Genomic DNA, 17,470 nt, shown 5'->3' with positions numbered 1-17,470 from the left:
TTTCGGGAAACCTCTGATAGTGCGTCACCTCACCCCAATTTAGGGAGGCACAATTTGGAGGTTTTCTTTTTAAATCAAATCCAGTTTTAAGCTTCTTGTAAAATGAGTATTTTTGAGGCTTAATTCAAATTTGTACATGTCTCAGCCAACAGCTCCTTCAAGATATACCATTACTTCTGCACTGCCCTATACCAACGGACCAATCCACATAGGCCATTTGGCTGGTGTTTATGTTCCTGCGGACATTTATGTTCGTTATTTGCGGTTAAAGGGGCACGATGTGGCATTTGTCTGCGGAAGCGATGAGCATGGGGTTGCCATCTCCATGAAGGCCAAAAAAGAAGGGGTCACACCAAAAGAAATTATTGATAAGTACCACAACATCATAAAAAAGTCGTTTGCAGACTTTGGAATCTCTTTTGACAACTATTCCAGGACTTCAGCAAAGGTGCACCATGAAACGGCTTCAGATTTTTTTAAAAAGCTTTACGATCAAGGCGATTTTATTGAAGAAGAAACCGAACAATTGTATGACGAAGAGGCACAGCAGTTCCTAGCCGACAGATTTGTAGTGGGGACCTGCCCCAAGTGTGGTCATGGGGAAGCCTATGGCGATCAGTGTGAAAATTGTGGGTCTTCCTTGAATGCAACGGATCTCATCAACCCAAAATCCACCATAACCGGAGGCGTTCCCGTCCTTAAAAAGACCAAACATTGGTTTTTGCCGTTGGACCGTTACGAAGACTTTTTACGGAAATGGATTCTGGAAAGTCACAAATCCGATTGGAAACCCAATGTTTATGGACAATGCAAATCTTGGATAGATGAAGGCCTAAAACCCCGCGCGGTTACACGCGATTTGGATTGGGGGATTCCCGTACCCGTGGAAGGTGGTGAAGGAAAAGTTCTCTACGTGTGGTTTGATGCCCCTATTGGCTATATTTCGTCCACCAAAGAATGGGCAGAGCGGGAAGGAAAGGATTGGAAACCATATTGGATGGACAAAAACACCAAACTGGTCCACTTTATTGGCAAAGACAACATTGTTTTCCATTGCATCATCTTCCCAAGTATGCTTAAGGCGCATGGCGATTTTGTTTTGCCTGAAAACGTTCCGGCCAACGAGTTTTTGAACTTGGAAGGCAACAAACTTTCCACCTCCAAAAACTGGGCAGTTTGGTTGCATGAATATTTGAAGGAATTCCCGGATATGCAAGATGTGCTCCGCTATGCGCTCACGGCCAATGCGCCAGAGACCAAAGACAACGATTTTACTTGGAAGGATTTTCAATCGCGGAACAACAACGAACTTGTGGCCATCTTTGGCAACTTTGTAAACCGTGTGACTGTCTTGACCCATAAATATTATGATGGAATCGTGCCAAGTCCCAATGCATTGGAGGCAGTTGATAAAGAAACACTGGAAGCCTTAAAAGGCTACCCTGAAATCCTGTCAAACTCATTGGAGCGCTATCGTTTCCGAGAAGGAAGTCAGGAATTGATGAATTTAGCGCGATTGGGGAATAAATATCTAGCTGATGCCGAGCCTTGGAAACTTATCAAAACCGATGAGGAACGGGTAAAGACCATTATGTACGTAGCGCTTCAGATTGCTACGGGTCTTGCCATTCTCAGTGAGCCCTTTTTACCGTTCACTTCAGCAAAGCTTAAAAAAATACTGCGTCATGCTGAACTTGATTCAGCATCTCATTGGAATGATGTGTCAACCTCTAATGAACTTTTACCTGCCGGTCATTTAATCAACAAAAGTGAACTCCTTTTCCGAAAAATTGAAGATACCGAGATTCAACAGCAATTGGACAAACTGGAAGCCACCAAAAAAACCAATGCTTCTGCAACAAACAACACTGATTCAATGGAAAAAGAGATTACACCACAAAAAGAAACCATTACCTACGATGATTTCAGCAAACTCGACATGCGAGTGGGCACCATTGTTGAAGCTGAAAAAATGCCGAAGGCCGATAAGCTCCTGGTTTTGAAAGTGGATACTGGTCTGGATACCCGAACCATTGTTTCAGGGATTGCCAAAAGCTTTGAACCCGAAGAAATTGTGGGCAAAAAAGTGACCGTTTTGGTCAATTTGGCCCCAAGAAAGCTACGCGGTGTGGAAAGTGAGGGCATGATCTTAATGACGGAAAACAAAGACGGAAAAATAGTGTTCCTGAATCCAGATGAGGATGGTGTTGGGAATGGGGAAGTTATAAGTTAATTGATATCCAAAGAAACTGTAAGGTTGAGCGCAGTCCAGACCCACTTTAAAAAAATTTGGATTGTAAGACTTCTCGACTGCGCTCGAAGTGACAACTACTAAACAAACAAAATGCAACTTGTCCCCTACATTGTAAGCCATACTCAACTTTCCGAAAAAAGTGTTGAAAATACCGTAGCCTTGTTAAATGAAGATTGTACCGTTCCCTTCATTGCGCGTTACAGAAAAGAACGTACTGGCAATCTGGACGAGGTTCAAATTGGTGAAATAGTAAAGTTGAAAGAGCAGTTTGAAGCTCTGGAAAAGAGAAAGGCGGCCATTATCAAGGCAGTCGAGGAGCAGGGAGCCCTCACACCCGAGTTGCAGGCAAAGTTTCAAAACTGTACCGACCTCACCACTTTGGAAGACCTATACCTTCCCTTCAAAAAAAGTAAAAAGACCAAAGCGGAAACTGCACGAAAAAATGGTCTGGAGCCGCTGGCCAAAACCATCATGTCGCAACGAAGCGATGAAATCGAGTTCATTGCCTCAAAATACCTCACCAAAGATGTGGTTAATGAAGATGATGCATTGGAAGGGGCCCGTCATATTATTGCGGAATGGATCAATGAACGTACAGATATTCGGAATCAGCTTCGTAATCAGTTGGAACGACATGCCCTAATCACCACCAAAGTCGTAAAGACCAAGAAGGAGGATGAAAAAGCTCAAAAATTTCGGGATTATTTTGATTGGAGTGAACCATTGAACCGTTGTCCTTCGCATCGATTTTTGGCCATTATGCGTGCCGAAAAAGAGGGGTTTATCCGGGTTAAAATTGAAATTGATGATGAGAGGGCGTTGGACGCAATTGAAAAACGGGTTGTCAAATCCAACAACGCTTGTGCCGAACAAATTGAAATGGCCATTGCGGATGCCTACAAGCGACTTTTGTTTCCCTCCCTATCCAATGAACTTTTAAAAACAGCCAAAGAAAAAGCGGATGCAGCTGCCATTCAGGTGTTTTCCAAAAACTTAAAACAATTGCTCCTTGGTGCACCCCTGGGCGAAAAACGTATTTTGGCCATTGACCCCGGCTTTAGAACGGGCTGTAAACTAGTCTGCTTGGACGAGCAGGGCGATTTGAAACACAACGAGACCATATATCCCCATCCACCACAGCGTGATAGCTCAGGAGCCATTAAGAAAATCAGCTCCTTGGTCGACGCCTATAAAATTGAGGCAATCGCCATTGGTAACGGAACGGCTTCTCGTGAAACGGAGCAATTGGTAAAACGCATTTCGTTTAAAAATCCCATTGAGGTCTTTGTGGTCAGTGAAGCTGGCGCTTCCATTTATTCCGCTTCCAAGATTGCGCGTGAAGAATTTCCCAACTATGATGTTACGGTTCGTGGTGCGGTTTCGATTGGTAGGCGATTGGCGGACCCTTTGGCCGAACTGGTGAAAATTGATGCCAAATCCATTGGTGTGGGGCAATACCAGCATGATGTGGACCAGACCCAATTAAAATCATCACTGGACACGGTGGTGGAAAGTTGTGTAAACTCCGTTGGAGTGAACATCAATACGGCAAGTGTTCCCCTTTTGAGTTACGTATCGGGAATTGGACCAAAATTGGCCGAGAATATCGTTGCTTTTCGAAACGAAAATGGAGCTTTTGTAAGCAGGGAGCAGATTAAAAAGGTCCCTCGACTCGGGGGAAAGGCTTTTGAACAAAGTGCAGGATTTTTGCGTATCAAAGACGGTGAGAATCCCTTGGATGACTCTGCTGTCCATCCAGAGAGTTATGATATCGTAAAAAAGATGGTGAAAGACCAAGGTGTGCCTTTAAAAGAAATTGTGGGCAACAAATCAGTATTGCAACGGATTGACCTAAAATCCTATTGCACGGAAACCATCGGCCTTCCAACTTTGAAAGACATTTTAGGTGAATTGGAAAAGCCGGGATTAGACCGTAGGGAAAAAGCAAAGGTGTTTACGTTCAATCAAAATATAAAGGAAATAACGGACTTGCATCAAGGGCAATTATTGCCGGGCATTGTCAACAACATTACCAATTTTGGGTGTTTTGTGGATATTGGAATCAAGGAAAGTGGCCTTATCCACATTTCCAACCTATCGGATACCTTTGTAAAAGATGTCAACGAACATGTAAGCCTTCACCAGCAGGTAGTGGTCAAGGTTCTTGATGTTGATGTACCTCGAAAACGAATTCAGTTAGCATTGCATAAACAAGATGCTTAAAATAGCCTACCATTCCATTTACAAACATCATTTACCCAATGGGCACCGATTCCCCATGATGAAGTATGATTTGCTGCCCCAGCAATTGCTTCATGAGGGCACCTGTGCTGCAGCGAATTTTTTCCAACCAGACTTTCCTGATGATTCCCATATTTTGGAGGCCCATGATGCCAATTACTATCATAACCTGGTGAATCTTGAACTCACGCCAAGTGCAGCCCGAAAAATTGGGTTTCCCTTAAGCAAGGAATTGGTGCAACGGGAGCGCATCATTGCTGATGGAACCATCAAGGGGTGCGAGTTTGCTTTGGAGCACGGCATTGCCATGAACATTGCCGGGGGTACGCATCATGCCTATTCCAATCGTGGCGAGGCGTTTTGTATGTTGAATGACCAAGCCATCGGCGCCCGTTACCTTCAAGGTAAAGGTTTGGCAAACACCATTTTAATAATTGATTTGGATGTGCACCAAGGCAATGGTACCGCGGAAATCTTTAAGACCGACCATTCTGTTTTTACATTTTCCATGCACGGCAAGGGTAATTATCCGTTTAAAAAGGAAACTTCGGACTTGGATGTTGCTTTGGACAAAGGCACCACAGATCAGGAATATCTTTCCATCCTTAAAAAGACCCTTCCGGAATTATTGGAAAAGGTGGAACCAGATTTCATCTTTTATCTGAGTGGGGTGGATGTATTGGCTTCGGACAAACTGGGCACCTTGGCCCTAACTTTGGAAGGATGCAAGGAACGTGACCGTTTTGTTTTACAAACATGTTTCGATGTCCAAATTCCAATGCAATGTAGCATGGGCGGTGGATATTCACCAGATATAAAGATTATCGTAGAAGCGCATGCCAATACTTTTCGATTGGCACAGGATATTTATGCGTAATTTTATCGACTATTTAGTTTTCAACCTTCATGAAATTATTGAAATACCTTCTTGCACTACTTGTAGTTGTGCCACTTGGCGCTCAGGAACTACAAACTGAAAAGGGAAAAAACCTTTGGAACAACTTTACGTATGACGTTGGCAATATGTTTGGCGGGGTTTGTTATTCCTATTCCCGACCGTTTCATTGGAAAGGAAACGATTGGGCCAACTTTGGCTATTTGGCCGGTGGCACCTTGCTTCTTTTTACTGTAGACGATCAACTCAATGATTGGAAAAATGGATTTCGGGAAGATGTTCCCGATTTTGTAATGGATTATGGCCATGAGTATGGAAGTCCTGAAAACAACTACATGCTGACTGGCGGAGTTTATTTGGCGGGACTTTTCACCAAAAATGAAAAATTGCGACGAACCGGGGTGCTGCTTATTTCCTCAGCAACGGCTGGCGGCTTTTTACAACAGGTAAGCAAACGTATTATTGGGAGGGCACGACCAAAAAGTGGTGCAAGCTCTTCCACATTCGACCCGTTTCACTTGGATAGGGTCTATGACTATGATTCATTTCCATCTGGACATGCCATGTTGGCCTTTAGCAATGCCTATGCCATTGCGAAACAATTTAAAAGTCCCTGGGTGAAAATAGGTCTCTATACCGTGGGTTCCATTCCGGGATTGGTGCGGGTCATGGATGATTTTCATTGGGTTTCTGATGTAGCCTTCAGTACAGTGTTGAGCATTTTTATTGTGGAATCCATCGACAAATATTTGGATTCCAAATACAATGAAAAGTACAATAGCCAAAACCCTAAAAATGTAAGTTGGAACCTTTCTTTCGGGCCCAGCACAATGGGGGTATCACTTCATTTTTAACCGATTGGAATTACAATTGTGTTAATTTCTTATTTAGATTTAATTAAAATAGTTAGATTTGTCCCATCTCTATTTGTGATGGGAAAGAAGAAGGAAAAAAAGAAACTCAAAAAAGCATTGCTGAAAGAATTGTCATCCCATGGCAATCTAAAATCAAAATGCTGTGAGAAATACAAGAAAAGGGAAAGCAAACGGTGCAAAAAATGTCCTTGCTTTGACCTTTTAAAGAAAGTTGCATAAAAAACGCTCCTTAAAGGAGCGTTTTTTATGGATATGATAGTCTTCGTCTAGAAAATTCCGACCCTAAGGCTTGGGGTTCCAACACGTATACCTGTTCTTATGGTACTTCTCCTGCTAGGATAATGGTATTCTTGGTAGCTGTAATAAAAAGACGCATGGTGATAGTAGTGATCACTATGGTAACAACGATGGCTACAGTGCCTTGCATGTTCTGCATATGCATCCCTTTTCCCTTTCATATAGGCTTTGTACGCTTCCTTATCCCGTTTTTTTAAATCTTTCTCATACTGCTTTTGGTCACCCCAAAAGTCTTCCTCGTCACTTTCATTCTCCATAGCTAAGGACTGCTCATACGCTGCATCTTCCTTGGCCCGTTGCTCGTAATACGAGAGTTTATCTTGCGCTGCATTTTCTTTTCCTCCTTCTTGAGCAAATGACTGCGTTGTACATGTAAAAGTGAACAGGGCTATTAAAAAACCGAAATACTTCATCTTGTAAAATTTTAATTCAAATTTCCTTTTCATGATTACCTACGAGATAATCGTGCGTTCAGTTTTATAACAACTTGAAATGAAAATACCCTAATTGACAGCTAATTCTAAAGTGCAATATTTATTTAAAATCGCTTAGATTTTTCCTGGAATTTGTAACGGAGAGTGACCGCCCATACAAGGAATCTCTGGAGGCTTCCAACAGAAAAGAGGAAACTTCTCTTCTGTATAAATCGCCATGCATACATTCCTTTTGGCATTGTTGGATATGTTGGATATAGGATGGTCCCTTGTTGCTGATATACACCTGATAGGCCTTGGGATTTTTTTGTAGGAGCAATTGCTCAAAGTTCTTCTGATCGTCCCAATAGTCCTGTTCGTCTTTTTCATTGGAAAACCGAAGTTCTCGTTCATAGGCTGCATCGCGTTGTGCCAACCTTTCATAAAATTGAAGATCATACACAGTGGTATCAAGCTCTTGGGCCAAAGAGATGGGTCCGGAGCCAAGGACAAAAATCAATATAAGGGCTTTAACGGTTTTCATAGCAATCTCTCTTCATTAGACGAACAACCACCCCAATAGTTACCTTGTTCTATATTAAATTATTGCAAAAACAGATCAAACAAAAAGAAAGGGGACAAATTGCCCCCTTTTCCGATAATCTGTATGGGATGCTATTTCCCCAACATCAACATTTCGTTGCACTTAACTTCCGTGATATAGCGCTTTTCTCCTTCTTTGGTCTCATAGGAACGGGACATTAACTTGCCTTCAATCATCACTTCTTTGCCTTTGGTAAGGTAATTTTCCGCGATTTCAGCCAGTTTCCCCCAAGCTACAACGTTATGCCATTGGGTATCGGTTACTTTTTCGCCTTCCGAGTTTTTGTAGGTTTCATTGGTAGCGATTGAAAATTTGGCCAGTTTATTGCCGTTTTCCATAGTAATGATTTCTGGGTCATTTCCCAAGTTTCCAATCAACTGTACTTTGTTTTTAAGTGAATTCATAATAATAGATTTAAGGATTAAACAGTTAACACCATCGAACTTGTAATTCGACAGGGCAAACATAGAATCAACAAAAACCACAAATCGGTTTTAAAACATTTGTTTTCGTTTGTAATCGGATGTAAATGATTGGAAAAAGATATAGGTGCCTAATAACTAACTATTTTTTAATTGATTTTGAATGGGAAGCTTTCGGATGCGAATCCCCGATGCATCATAAATGGCATTCGTCAAAGCTGGAGCGGCAGGAGGCAATGGGGGTTCTCCCAATCCTCTTGGTGGCAGGTCATTTGCAATGAAATCCACGTGCATTTCTGGGACCTCCTTCATACGCATCCAAGGGTAATCATGAAAATTAGATTGTTCTGTGGCACCATCCAGAATGGTAATTTCACCATACAGTGCTGCGCAAAGCCCTTCTAAGATTCCTCCAACCACCTGCGCCTTAGCTCCAGATGGATTGACCACTATACCACAATCCACCACAGCATCCACACGTAAAATTTTTAAATCCCCGTCTTCAGTGACCTCAACGGTGACCACTTCTGCTATAAATGAACCAGAATTCTTGGCTGCAGCAAAACCTCTCCCTTGGCCCTTGGGCAAGGGTTCATCCCAACGACTGTTTTTTCTGACTTGCTCCACTGCGGCAATCAAACGGCCAACATCGTATTCATAGTCCCCAACAACGGGAACCATGCGAGCTGGACCTACAAAATCAAGAAAATAATCAATGGGGTCTTTTTGGTTCAAAACAGCCAGCTCGTTCAAAAAACTTTGTGTTGTAAATACGTTGGCCGACTGGGCAACCGCACGCCACTGCCCCAGTGGAACATCGCTCAATACATGGCCGTATTCAAATTGAAGATCAGTAACAAATCCGGCAGGAAATTCATATTCATCAATTTCGGTTCCGGCGGCGTCTCCCTCCCTGCCCAAAGATGTAACCCTTGAGGCATTGGCCAAAATATGTTGCCATCCCACTACTTTTCCATTTCCATCCATTGCTGCGGTCAATTTTTGGACACTTGCCGGGCGATACCAATCGTGTTTAATGTCTTCCTCCCTTGTCCAAGTCAGTTTCACAGGTTTTCCCATTTTTTTTGAAAGCACTGCGGCATCCATGGCGTAATCCACATAGTATCTTCTTCCAAATCCACCACCAATGCGTGGCAGATGAATTTTAATTTGTTCTGGTTTTAAACCAAAAAGTTTAATCAGTCCTTGTTCCAAAGCCTCTGGATTTTGGGTCGGTGCCCATACTTCACAAAGGTCTTCCCTAAAATCGACCGTGCAGTTCATGGGCTCCATGGTCACATGGGCCAAAAAAGGGAGTTCATAGGTTTGTTCCCATACTGAAACCGCATTCTTTTTTACGGTATTAAAATCTCCATCTTTCCGTACCATGGTAGTATGGTCCAGTTGTTCTCTAAATCGGTTTAATAGTTCTTCCGAGTTTTCTTTTCTGGAATAGGAATTGTCCCATTTTATGTTCAGTTTTTCCGCAGCTTTGAATGCTGTCCAAGTGGTACGGGCAATAACAGCCACTCCATTCACAAAATTGGGACTGTTGGGGCCCAACAACCTCCCTCCGTACTCTGCATTATGTAACGCTATCACATCCACGACTCCCTCCATAGCCCCAGTTGCGGTATCATCAAAACTTTCAACACTACCCTCATGTACAGGGTTTTTTACCACTGTGGCATATACCATTCCCGGAAGTTTAATATCGATGGAAAATTTAGCACTGCCATCCACCAATTCCTTCGAATCTACATGAGGAAGGCTTTGACCCACAATAGTGTAGGCATCTGAAGGTTTGAAGGTCACCTCCTCTGGTAGCTCCATTTGCGAAGCTTCTGCCACCAATTCCCCAAAGGGAATACTATTTCCGGTTTCTATATGGGTTACCTTACCATCTTGTGTTTTGAATTCAATCGCTGGTTTTTGTATCCTATTGGCAGCAACATCAATAAGAACGTTTCTAACCTTGGCTCCCGCAGTACGCATCATATCCCAATTTAGAATCACAGCATAGCTGCCACCGGCCCATTGTTCGTCATACATTTTGTTGTAATCGCCTTGAACCACCTTTACCTTGTTCCAATCCGCTCCCAGCTCCTCGGCCAGAATCATAGGTAAAGCTGTTTTAATCCCTTGTCCTATTTCGGGGTTTTTGGCGATGAGGGTCACCCAACCCTCTGTATCAATTTCGATGAGGGGTAATAGTGGATAATTAACCGCAGGCTCATTGGGCATACAGGAATGAAAATGCAACCCCAATACCAAAGCACCACTTGCCGATGCGGTCAACTGCATAAAATTTCTTCTGTTCAATGTGTTATTCATGATTTCGTTTTTTGATTTCTTTCCCTTCGACAACTTCATAAATGTGATTGGCTTCCAAATTTGTTGCCGTTTGTTGTATACCTGAAGGCCACTCAATCTGGATTTTTTGGATTTTCGAATCATCCAGGCCAAAATGAATCTCAGATGCGTTTTCACTACCATAACCCGTTTCGCGAATGAAATAGCGTGTCAAGACTGTTCCATCATCCAAAGTTAGTTTGGCCCAACTTCCAATGCCGTAGGTATTTGATTCTTCTCCATGCAATTGGAAGACAACCCAATTTTTTATTGGATTAAGGTTGATGTAGCAATCGTTGTGTTCTGCCTCCCCTCCCCAATTGCATACATAGAGGTCCAAATCACCATCCCTATCCAAATCTCCCGAAACTGTTCCCGCCGAAATATGGCCTTCAATGGCGGGCAATGTGTTATATACGCGTTGCATGGAAAAATCCTTTCTACCCAAAAAGAGGAAATTCTGAATCTCTGGATAACCTTCCGTACCATTGGCCACATAGAGGTCTAACCAACCATCATTATTAAAATCACCCCATGTCTGCCCCTTTGATGGACGATGGATTTCATAGGCCATTTCTTTATTTGATTTTGTAAACTGCCCCTTTCCTGAATTTTCATAGAGTGCATTCTCATCGGATACAGAAACATTGGAGACATAGACATCCAAATCACCATCATAATCATAATCCACCAACGAAATGCCATAAGTGGCGTTCTCCTCTTCAACGTGCACGCCATTGGTTTCCTCCACAAATCCACCTTGTGCTGTTCCCAAATAGAGATAGTTTCTATGTTTTTGAGTCACTTGGCCTTGTTGGTCCTTCACCACAAAATTGGCCACATAAAGGTCCCATATCCCATCTCCATTGATATCTCCCCAAGCACATGACCGTCCATCACCTTTATTAGAGAGCCATGGCCCTTTGGACAGTCGGGTGAACATGCCTTTCCCAGTATTGACATATAAATTATCGGGTTCGCCATCACGATTCACCACGAACACATCCATATCGCCATCCAAATCAAAATCGCACCAGCACGCTCCGGGAGAATTGGTTATATCGTTGGTTAAGTCCCCAGCTTCCATTGGTGTGAAACTGCCCTCTCCATCATTCAGATACAGGAGGTTTTGAGTCCCAAACTGTGTTGTAAAAAAGATATCCAGGTCGTGGTCATTATCCACATCCACAGTGTGGACAGATTCGCTCCAAGCCTGAATATTGTTGTCTGAAATAGCTTTTCCACTAAACTGATTTCCTTGATTGAGATAAATGGTATTGCCCAAAAGTTGGGTAGAATCCACTTGATTGGCAATGACCAAATCCAGATAACCATTCCCATCCAAATCGGCAATGGACACTCCTCTTGAGCCTTGCGGAAGACCCTCCAGGTGCAATTTCTTGAATTGCACCTCTTGGGCAGTGGATATACAAAATGTACACATCAGTAATAAAAACAGCAGTGCGTATTTCATTTATTCAGGGTATTTGATGGGAGAAATCCCTACCCTAAACTATCCAATAAAAGTGATGCCAATAGGCATTTGCAGCGAACGGTAAGAATTTTGATAGTGAATGGTGCTAGTGCGTCCGTTCCTTGAAAAAATGTAAAATCTCCTTTGAGAAGCTACGACTTACTTTGTGGGCACTGCCATCCTTTAAAATCAGTTCGTACCCTTGGGATGTATTGCCCGCCAATTCAGAAACATAATTGACATTGACAATGGTGGACCGATGAATTTTTCGGAACATTTTGGCGGGCAGAATGTGGTGGAATTCCTTGAGCGGCTTTCGCATCACAAAATCACCTAAAGTAGTAGAGATTTTAGTGTAATAGTTTTCCGAAGTCAGGGAATGTATCTGCTGGGGTTCAACAAAATACGTCTTGCCGCCTCGGGTGAGCTCCAACAAAATAGGATTTTCAGGCTCATCCCTAGGCTCCTGTCTTGACCATAATTTATCGATCACAAACCAAAGCAATCCAAAATCTATCAGTGTCCAAAAAATAAAGAAATAGCGATAAACCCCAAATCGAGATTCGGGAAAATCCAGATAGGGGCTAAAGTTTGCGCTGATCGTAAAAAACCATCCAAAATGGCAGGCAATCCACACTAGCCCTACAAAAAACCCAATCCATTTGCCATACTTTTTGGAAAGTGTCTTCTTGCTTACGCTCTTCAATAGGTAAAACCCAAGCACCCACGCCATCCAAATGACCAATTGCCATGCAAAAACGGACCAGAGGGGTATCTGATCCCGGGAGGAATATTCCCGCCAATGGATCAACACGGCAAGAAGGGTGGCAATGATTGTGAGTATTCCTAAAAAGTTCTTGGTTTTCATGAGAACAAGATGGCAATAGCATTTAATTTACTCCTTTACCATCAGCATAAAGTTATTAAATAGTCCTAATTCACAAATGCAACCCCGGCAATTCAAAAAATGCGTCTGCGATGTGACTTTATCCTACCCATAGGTGTCCCAGTTAAAAACCAAAATAGCTCAATGCCCATCCGAAGTATCAATAAATACAAGGTCATTAAACGATTTAGTCTTGGAAAACGAATGTATGACATTGAGGATGTGATCTACATTCAGGAACATGACCCAAAAAATCAAGAACCCCAAAAAGTATTCAATTGTACCAAGGAATACGTGACCGATATTTCTTCAGACATGTATCTTTCCTTAAACAACACGTTCATTGTCCAAAGTATCAACAATTCGTAAACTGGACTTTTCCTCACCAATTGCGTAGGTTTTTTGACTAGCCAAAAACCCTCTAAAATTGTTTTGCATCAATATTTCCATCGAATGAATCAATACTTGCTCTAAATGATAGGTATATTAATTATGAACGAAAAAACATAACAAAGATGGAAGCTGTAAAAGCAAAAAATAAAACATTTAAAAAAATTGGATTTACCTATTTGGAAACCGCAGAAATCGTGGTGGCCCTGAACACCGTATTGGCCAATTATCAGGTTTTCTACAACAAGCTCAGAAACTTTCATTGGAATGTAGAAGGCCCGGACTTTTATGAGCTTCACGAGGAATTTGAAAATGAATACAATACCGTGAAGGAAAATATTGATGTTGTGGCTGAACGAATCCGTGTTTTTGGGGTTCAGAGCAATTTCTCGCTAAAGAGAACATTGGAACTTTCAAAAATCAAGGAACAGGAAAAGAATTTGTCTGCCCTGGAAATGGTACGAGAGGTACTTAAGGATTATGAAATTATCCACGACAGTCTACTGGACGGAGTAAATGCCTCATTGGACACCGGTGATGTGGCCACTGAAAAAATGCTGACCGATTTCATTACCGAACTCGAAAAAAAACATTGGATGTTCACCTCCTATCTAAAATAGGAAGCAATCCAAAAACAAAACTATTTATAAACCTTAAAAAACACACTATGAAAACTATATTGACACTATTTTCATTCTTAACCCTCACCGCCTTTGTAGGATATGGGCAAGACGGGGTCATGAATGCCACTCAAGAACTTAAAACCTATACCGTATCGGAAAATGGAAAAGAAAAAGAATTTAGCGTAAAAGTGATGGAGCACAGAAATTATGCTATGAAACTGAATAAAAAAGATAAAGGAATGGTCAATCAAGACCGAAAATCAGTTCCTGCATTCGTTACAAAATTAATCGCAATTGATTATGATATGGACACTGCTTATGACAGTTATACGATGTTAAAGTATAAAGGTTCCGATAAAAACGCTTTTGAAATGTCACCTACGGATGAAGGCTTTGAAATTAGAGTAGATGACCGAAAAATGCGCTACAATGTCTTGGATGATATGTACTACATCAAAGACAAAAACAAGGATTTCTTTATCATCGAAGAATTTACAGCCACACCATAACATCAACCAAATTCAATCAAAGTTCGTTTTTTGATTGATTGGAGGGTCGGGAGAAATCCCGGCTTTTTTTATTGCCCAAATCGAACCATTTACAATTATATTTGAACCACAAAACACAACCTATGAAACCTTGGCTACTTCCTATTACCCTTGAAGGGGAGCTAGTGCGGCTTGAGCCCATGCAGAAATCACATAAAGTGGACTTGGTCTTTGCCGCTTCCGATGGTAAACTTTGGGAATTGTGGTACACCACAGTTCCTTCACCGCCAAATATGAATTCCTATATGGACACGGCCCTTTTGGAACAGCAAACTGGCCATTCTTTGCCCTTTACGGTGATTGACAAAAAAACCAATAAAATTATTGGCAGTACACGTTACATGAATTCGGACTCCAAAAACAGAAGGGTGGAAATTGGGTCGACTTGGTATGCACAACGCGCACAGCGCACAGGTATCAATACCGAATGCAAATACCTTTTGCTGAAGTATGCCTTTGAAACTCTAAACTGTATTGCGGTTGAGTTTAGAACCCATTACCACAACTTCCCCTCCAGAAATGCCATATTACGGCTAGGGGCCAAACAGGATGGAATTCTTAGAAATCATCGGATTGATGAACAACAAAATCTTCGAGACACGGTGGTTTTTTCCATTTTGGACAGTGAATGGAAAACGGTGAAAACCGCCTTGCAGTTTAAAATGAAACGGGGAGCATCTAAATAAGGTAAGCTACCAATCAAGCTTTGCTTTGCTTCAACACACGGGCAAAATTATAACTGGCCAGTTCCAAATTTTTGAAACTTTTCGCCTTGGCTTCGTCCAAATTTCCTACTTGATTTAAGATAGAAACGGCATAATCCAAGCCCATTTTTTGCATTTCTTCAATAGTCACATTTACCGAACCACAAAACGCCGCTATGGGAACTCCTTTCATTTTTGCTGATTGAATGACTCCTGCAATTGTTTTTCCAGAAAAGGTTTGCCCATCCAGTTGCCCTTCGCCGGTAATGATCCAATCCGTATCGGTTAAAGCTTCATCAAAATTGGCCAATTGCATCACCAAATCCACACCAGAGACCAATTTGGCTTTTAAAAAAACCACTGCTCCGGTACCCATGCCACCCGCGGCTCCGGCACCCGGAATTTGTTGCACATCAATCCCAAATGTGGATTGAAGAACCTGAGCGAAATGTTCCAAACCTTTATCCAGTTGTTCCACTTCCTCGGGGGAAGCTCCTTTTTGGGGACCATATATTTTGGCTGCGCCATTTTCCCCGTACAATGGATTGTTGACATCACAGGCCACCTGAATATTCACTCCATTCAGTTTTTTATGCACATTTTCACTTCGGATTTCTTGCACGCGAGACAAATTCTTTCCCACAGGTTCCAAGCTTTCCCCATTCGCATCCAAAAACTCGTAGCCCAAAGCCGTTGCCATGCCCATACCCCCATCGTTGGTGGCGCTTCCTCCAATTCCAAGAACAATGTTTTGGGCACCCTTTTCCAAAGCGTCCACTATCATTTCTCCCGTTCCCAAAGAGGTGGTGTGCATACAGTTCATTTCTGCCTTGGTCAATAATTTATATCCCGAGGCCTCTGACATTTCAATAAAGGCCGTTTTCTTGTCATTGGAAAGCAGATAATCGGTTTTTATTTTTCGGAACAAGGGGTCTGTGACCTCCAAAGAAACGGAATGGGCATTGAGATAATGGGCCACCACCTCAATAGTACCATCACCACCATCGGCCAAGGGTCTTTTTAGTATTTCCGCTTGGGGAAAGACCTTTTTGATACCGCTTTCCACCGCGTCGCAGAACTCATGTCCGGTCAACGAACCCTTATACTTATCTGGAGCCAAAACAAATTTCATTCCTACAATGTACTCAAAAATTGAAGAAACTATAGGTTTTTGAACGTCTGGACTTTTCATGTAAATAAAACGGCACAGGTTTTGCTTCCAAGGGGGAAGTATATACCTTTAATCAAAAAATAAAATCATGAAAAAAGTAATCATTCCTATAATCACGCTTCTATTTTCAACGGCCCTATTTGCACAATCCAAAAGCTTTTTGGATGTTCCCTATCTGGAAACTTCCGCGCAAGTGGACACCTTGGTAACCCCCGATAAAATCTACCTCAACATCACCATTCAGGAAAAGGATTCCAAGGGACGTGTTTCTGTTGAGGAACAAGAAAACAAGATGGCACAACGGCTAAAAGCTTTGGGAATCGATTTGGATAAACAATTGGTGATAAAGGACCTCAGCAGCAATTTTGAAAAGTATTTTCTACGCGGAAAAGAAGTGCTCAAGAGCAAACAATACTCCCTTTTGGTCTATAGCGGAAAGCAGGCCGCCGAGGTCATGGTCGCCCTGGAACAATTGGATATTGCCAATGCCTTTTTGGAAAAAACCGAATATTCCAAAATGGATGAATTGGAACTGGAGTTGAAAGCGAGAGCCGTGAAAAAAGCCAAACAAAAAGCGGACGCCCTTACCAAACCGCTTGGACAGAAGGTAGGTTTGGCCATTCATATTATGGACAACTCACAGCCGTATTACCCGAGATACAATCAAGCTCCTATGATGGAAATGAAAGCGGTTTCTGCGGATATGGGCCAAGCTCAACCGTTGGACATTGATTTTGAAAAAATCAAGGTGGAGACCACGGTCAATGTAAAGTTTGCGTTGTCCAATTAATCTGGTTCAAATCGTCTTTTACTAAACAACTGATACCATGAGAACAATACTGATCATTTTGCTGTTTCAGGTAGGAATGATTTCCGCACAAGAAACCTTGCAGTTGTCCGAAGGACAAACTTCACCCAATGCCACATTGGAAGATGTTTCCTGGATTTCAGGACATTGGCAAGGTGAGGCTTTTGGCGGTCTGGCCGAAGAAATTTGGAGTGAACCCATGGGCGGTTCCATGATGTTCGTCTTCCGGTTGGTGGCCGATAATCAAGTTTCTTTTTATGAAGTAGGACATATTCAAGAGGTGGACAATTCCATCATCTTGCAACTGAAGCATTTTGACAAGAATTTGAGAGGCTGGGAGGAGAAAAATGAAACTGTGGATTTCCGATTGGTGAAAATCGAAAAGAACAAAGCCTATTTTGAGGGTTTCACCATAGAGAAAGTGAGCGAGGACCAACTAAACATGTGGGTTCTTATTGAATCAAAAGATTCATCCGAAGAAGTACTTTTTGCGTATAAACGGGTCAAGTAAAT

Annotated in this window: 17 protein-coding genes; 10 read left to right on the top strand and 7 right to left on the bottom strand. The window is 42.2% G+C overall.

What is annotated here, in order from left to right; translation table 11 throughout:
- The first annotated feature begins 136 nt into the window (after positions 1-136).
- From metG to FG28_RS08330, 4 genes are all read left to right on the top strand, one after another.
- A complete protein-coding gene (metG, locus tag FG28_RS08345; RefSeq protein WP_036381839.1) occupies positions 137-2,233 on the top strand; it encodes a methionine--tRNA ligase in 2,097 nt (698 codons plus the stop codon).
- Between the two features lie 111 nt (positions 2,234-2,344).
- The gene (locus FG28_RS08340) at positions 2,345-4,477 is read left to right on the top strand and encodes a Tex family protein (protein WP_036381835.1); all 2,133 of its coding nucleotides are present in this window, start codon (positions 2,345-2,347) and stop codon (positions 4,475-4,477) included.
- Positions 4,470-5,372 (top strand): histone deacetylase, encoded by a 903-nt coding sequence (locus FG28_RS08335; protein WP_036381832.1) that lies wholly within the window; start codon positions 4,470-4,472, stop codon positions 5,370-5,372. Before FG28_RS08340 ends, FG28_RS08335 begins: the two co-directional genes overlap by 8 nt.
- A gap of 29 nt (positions 5,373-5,401) precedes the next feature.
- Positions 5,402-6,244 (top strand): phosphatase PAP2 family protein, encoded by an 843-nt coding sequence (locus FG28_RS08330; protein WP_036381828.1) that lies wholly within the window; start codon positions 5,402-5,404, stop codon positions 6,242-6,244.
- A gap of 287 nt (positions 6,245-6,531) precedes the next feature.
- Here FG28_RS08330 and FG28_RS08325 read toward each other — a convergent pair whose 3' ends face one another.
- The 6 genes from FG28_RS08325 to FG28_RS08300 all read right to left on the bottom strand — a co-directional run bounded on the left by FG28_RS08325 (position 6,532) and on the right by FG28_RS08300 (position 12,695).
- Positions 6,532-6,975, bottom strand: coding sequence for a hypothetical protein (locus FG28_RS08325; RefSeq protein WP_051947232.1), 444 nt, complete (start codon positions 6,973-6,975; stop codon positions 6,532-6,534).
- A 121-nt stretch (positions 6,976-7,096) separates the two neighbouring features.
- The gene (locus FG28_RS08320; RefSeq protein ID WP_036381825.1) at positions 7,097-7,519 is read right to left on the bottom strand and encodes a hypothetical protein; all 423 of its coding nucleotides are present in this window, start codon (positions 7,517-7,519) and stop codon (positions 7,097-7,099) included.
- A gap of 131 nt (positions 7,520-7,650) precedes the next feature.
- Positions 7,651-7,983, bottom strand: coding sequence for a single-stranded DNA-binding protein (locus tag FG28_RS08315; protein ID WP_036386334.1), 333 nt, complete (start codon positions 7,981-7,983; stop codon positions 7,651-7,653).
- A gap of 156 nt (positions 7,984-8,139) precedes the next feature.
- Positions 8,140-10,335 carry a molybdopterin cofactor-binding domain-containing protein gene (locus FG28_RS20080; protein ID WP_197062566.1) on the bottom strand — a complete coding sequence of 732 codons (2,196 nt, stop codon included), beginning with the start codon at positions 10,333-10,335 and terminating at the stop codon, positions 8,140-8,142.
- Positions 10,328-11,827: a CRTAC1 family protein gene (locus FG28_RS08305; protein WP_081894268.1), complete on the bottom strand. Its 1,500-nt coding sequence runs from the start codon at positions 11,825-11,827 to the stop codon at positions 10,328-10,330. The genes FG28_RS20080 and FG28_RS08305 overlap by 8 nt, the downstream gene beginning before the upstream one ends.
- A 106-nt stretch (positions 11,828-11,933) precedes the next feature.
- A complete protein-coding gene (locus FG28_RS08300; protein WP_036381820.1) occupies positions 11,934-12,695 on the bottom strand; it encodes a LytTR family DNA-binding domain-containing protein in 762 nt (253 codons plus the stop codon).
- A 162-nt stretch (positions 12,696-12,857) separates the two neighbouring features.
- Here FG28_RS08300 and FG28_RS08295 point away from each other — a divergent pair, with 162 nt between their 5' ends.
- The 4 genes from FG28_RS08295 (at position 12,858) to FG28_RS08280 (ending at position 14,960) form a co-directional block, all read left to right on the top strand.
- Positions 12,858-13,082, top strand: coding sequence for a hypothetical protein (locus FG28_RS08295; protein WP_036381817.1), 225 nt, complete (start codon positions 12,858-12,860; stop codon positions 13,080-13,082).
- Between the two features lie 146 nt (positions 13,083-13,228).
- On the top strand, positions 13,229-13,723 hold the full coding sequence (locus FG28_RS08290; protein WP_036381814.1) for a Dps family protein: 495 nt from the start codon (positions 13,229-13,231) through the stop codon (positions 13,721-13,723).
- A gap of 47 nt (positions 13,724-13,770) precedes the next feature.
- Positions 13,771-14,235 (top strand): hypothetical protein, encoded by a 465-nt coding sequence (locus FG28_RS08285; protein WP_036381811.1) that lies wholly within the window; start codon positions 13,771-13,773, stop codon positions 14,233-14,235.
- Between the two features lie 122 nt (positions 14,236-14,357).
- Positions 14,358-14,960 (top strand): GNAT family N-acetyltransferase, encoded by a 603-nt coding sequence (locus tag FG28_RS08280; RefSeq protein WP_036381809.1) that lies wholly within the window; start codon positions 14,358-14,360, stop codon positions 14,958-14,960.
- 13 nt (positions 14,961-14,973) lie between these two features.
- Here FG28_RS08280 and FG28_RS08275 read toward each other — a convergent pair whose 3' ends face one another.
- The gene (locus tag FG28_RS08275; RefSeq protein WP_036386332.1) at positions 14,974-16,110 is read right to left on the bottom strand and encodes a glycerate kinase; all 1,137 of its coding nucleotides are present in this window, start codon (positions 16,108-16,110) and stop codon (positions 14,974-14,976) included.
- Between the two features lie 127 nt (positions 16,111-16,237).
- Here FG28_RS08275 and FG28_RS08270 point away from each other — a divergent pair, with 127 nt between their 5' ends.
- Both FG28_RS08270 and FG28_RS08265 read left to right on the top strand, forming a co-directional pair.
- Positions 16,238-16,939: an SIMPL domain-containing protein gene (locus FG28_RS08270; RefSeq protein ID WP_036381807.1), complete on the top strand. Its 702-nt coding sequence runs from the start codon at positions 16,238-16,240 to the stop codon at positions 16,937-16,939.
- A gap of 37 nt (positions 16,940-16,976) precedes the next feature.
- Positions 16,977-17,468, top strand: a complete 492-nt coding sequence (locus tag FG28_RS08265) for a DUF6265 family protein (RefSeq protein WP_036381805.1) — start codon at positions 16,977-16,979, stop codon at positions 17,466-17,468.
- The last annotated feature ends 2 nt before the right edge of the window (positions 17,469-17,470 follow it).

Source organism: Muricauda sp. MAR_2010_75 (assembly GCF_000745185.1).
In the GTDB taxonomy this organism is placed as follows: domain Bacteria; phylum Bacteroidota; class Bacteroidia; order Flavobacteriales; family Flavobacteriaceae; genus Flagellimonas.
This window is presented reverse-complemented; position numbering and strand designations above follow the sequence as displayed.

Bases quoted from the DNA above. Each gene is read 5' to 3' on its own strand.
- FG28_RS08340 (WP_036381835.1), top strand. From the start codon at position 2,345: ATGCAACTTGTCCCCTACATTGTAAGCCATACTCAACTTTCCGAAAAA.
- FG28_RS08265 (WP_036381805.1), top strand. From the start codon at position 16,977: ATGAGAACAATACTGATCATTTTGCTGTTTCAGGTAGGAATGATTTCC.
- FG28_RS08320 (WP_036381825.1), bottom strand. From the start codon at position 7,519: ATGAAAACCGTTAAAGCCCTTATATTGATTTTTGTCCTTGGCTCCGGA.
- FG28_RS08290 (WP_036381814.1), top strand. From the start codon at position 13,229: ATGGAAGCTGTAAAAGCAAAAAATAAAACATTTAAAAAAATTGGATTT.
- FG28_RS08280 (WP_036381809.1), top strand. From the start codon at position 14,358: ATGAAACCTTGGCTACTTCCTATTACCCTTGAAGGGGAGCTAGTGCGG.
- FG28_RS08270 (WP_036381807.1), top strand. From the start codon at position 16,238: ATGAAAAAAGTAATCATTCCTATAATCACGCTTCTATTTTCAACGGCC.
- FG28_RS08295 (WP_036381817.1), top strand. From the start codon at position 12,858: ATGCCCATCCGAAGTATCAATAAATACAAGGTCATTAAACGATTTAGT.
- FG28_RS08330 (WP_036381828.1), top strand. From the start codon at position 5,402: ATGAAATTATTGAAATACCTTCTTGCACTACTTGTAGTTGTGCCACTT.
- FG28_RS08300 (WP_036381820.1), bottom strand. From the start codon at position 12,695: ATGAAAACCAAGAACTTTTTAGGAATACTCACAATCATTGCCACCCTT.
- FG28_RS08325 (WP_051947232.1), bottom strand. From the start codon at position 6,975: ATGAAGTATTTCGGTTTTTTAATAGCCCTGTTCACTTTTACATGTACA.
- FG28_RS08315 (WP_036386334.1), bottom strand. From the start codon at position 7,983: ATGAATTCACTTAAAAACAAAGTACAGTTGATTGGAAACTTGGGAAAT.
- FG28_RS08285 (WP_036381811.1), top strand. From the start codon at position 13,771: ATGAAAACTATATTGACACTATTTTCATTCTTAACCCTCACCGCCTTT.
- FG28_RS20080 (WP_197062566.1), bottom strand. From the start codon at position 10,335: ATGAATAACACATTGAACAGAAGAAATTTTATGCAGTTGACCGCATCG.
- FG28_RS08335 (WP_036381832.1), top strand. From the start codon at position 4,470: ATGCTTAAAATAGCCTACCATTCCATTTACAAACATCATTTACCCAAT.
- FG28_RS08305 (WP_081894268.1), bottom strand. From the start codon at position 11,827: ATGAAATACGCACTGCTGTTTTTATTACTGATGTGTACATTTTGTATA.
- metG (WP_036381839.1), top strand. From the start codon at position 137: ATGTCTCAGCCAACAGCTCCTTCAAGATATACCATTACTTCTGCACTG.
- FG28_RS08275 (WP_036386332.1), bottom strand. From the start codon at position 16,110: ATGAAATTTGTTTTGGCTCCAGATAAGTATAAGGGTTCGTTGACCGGA.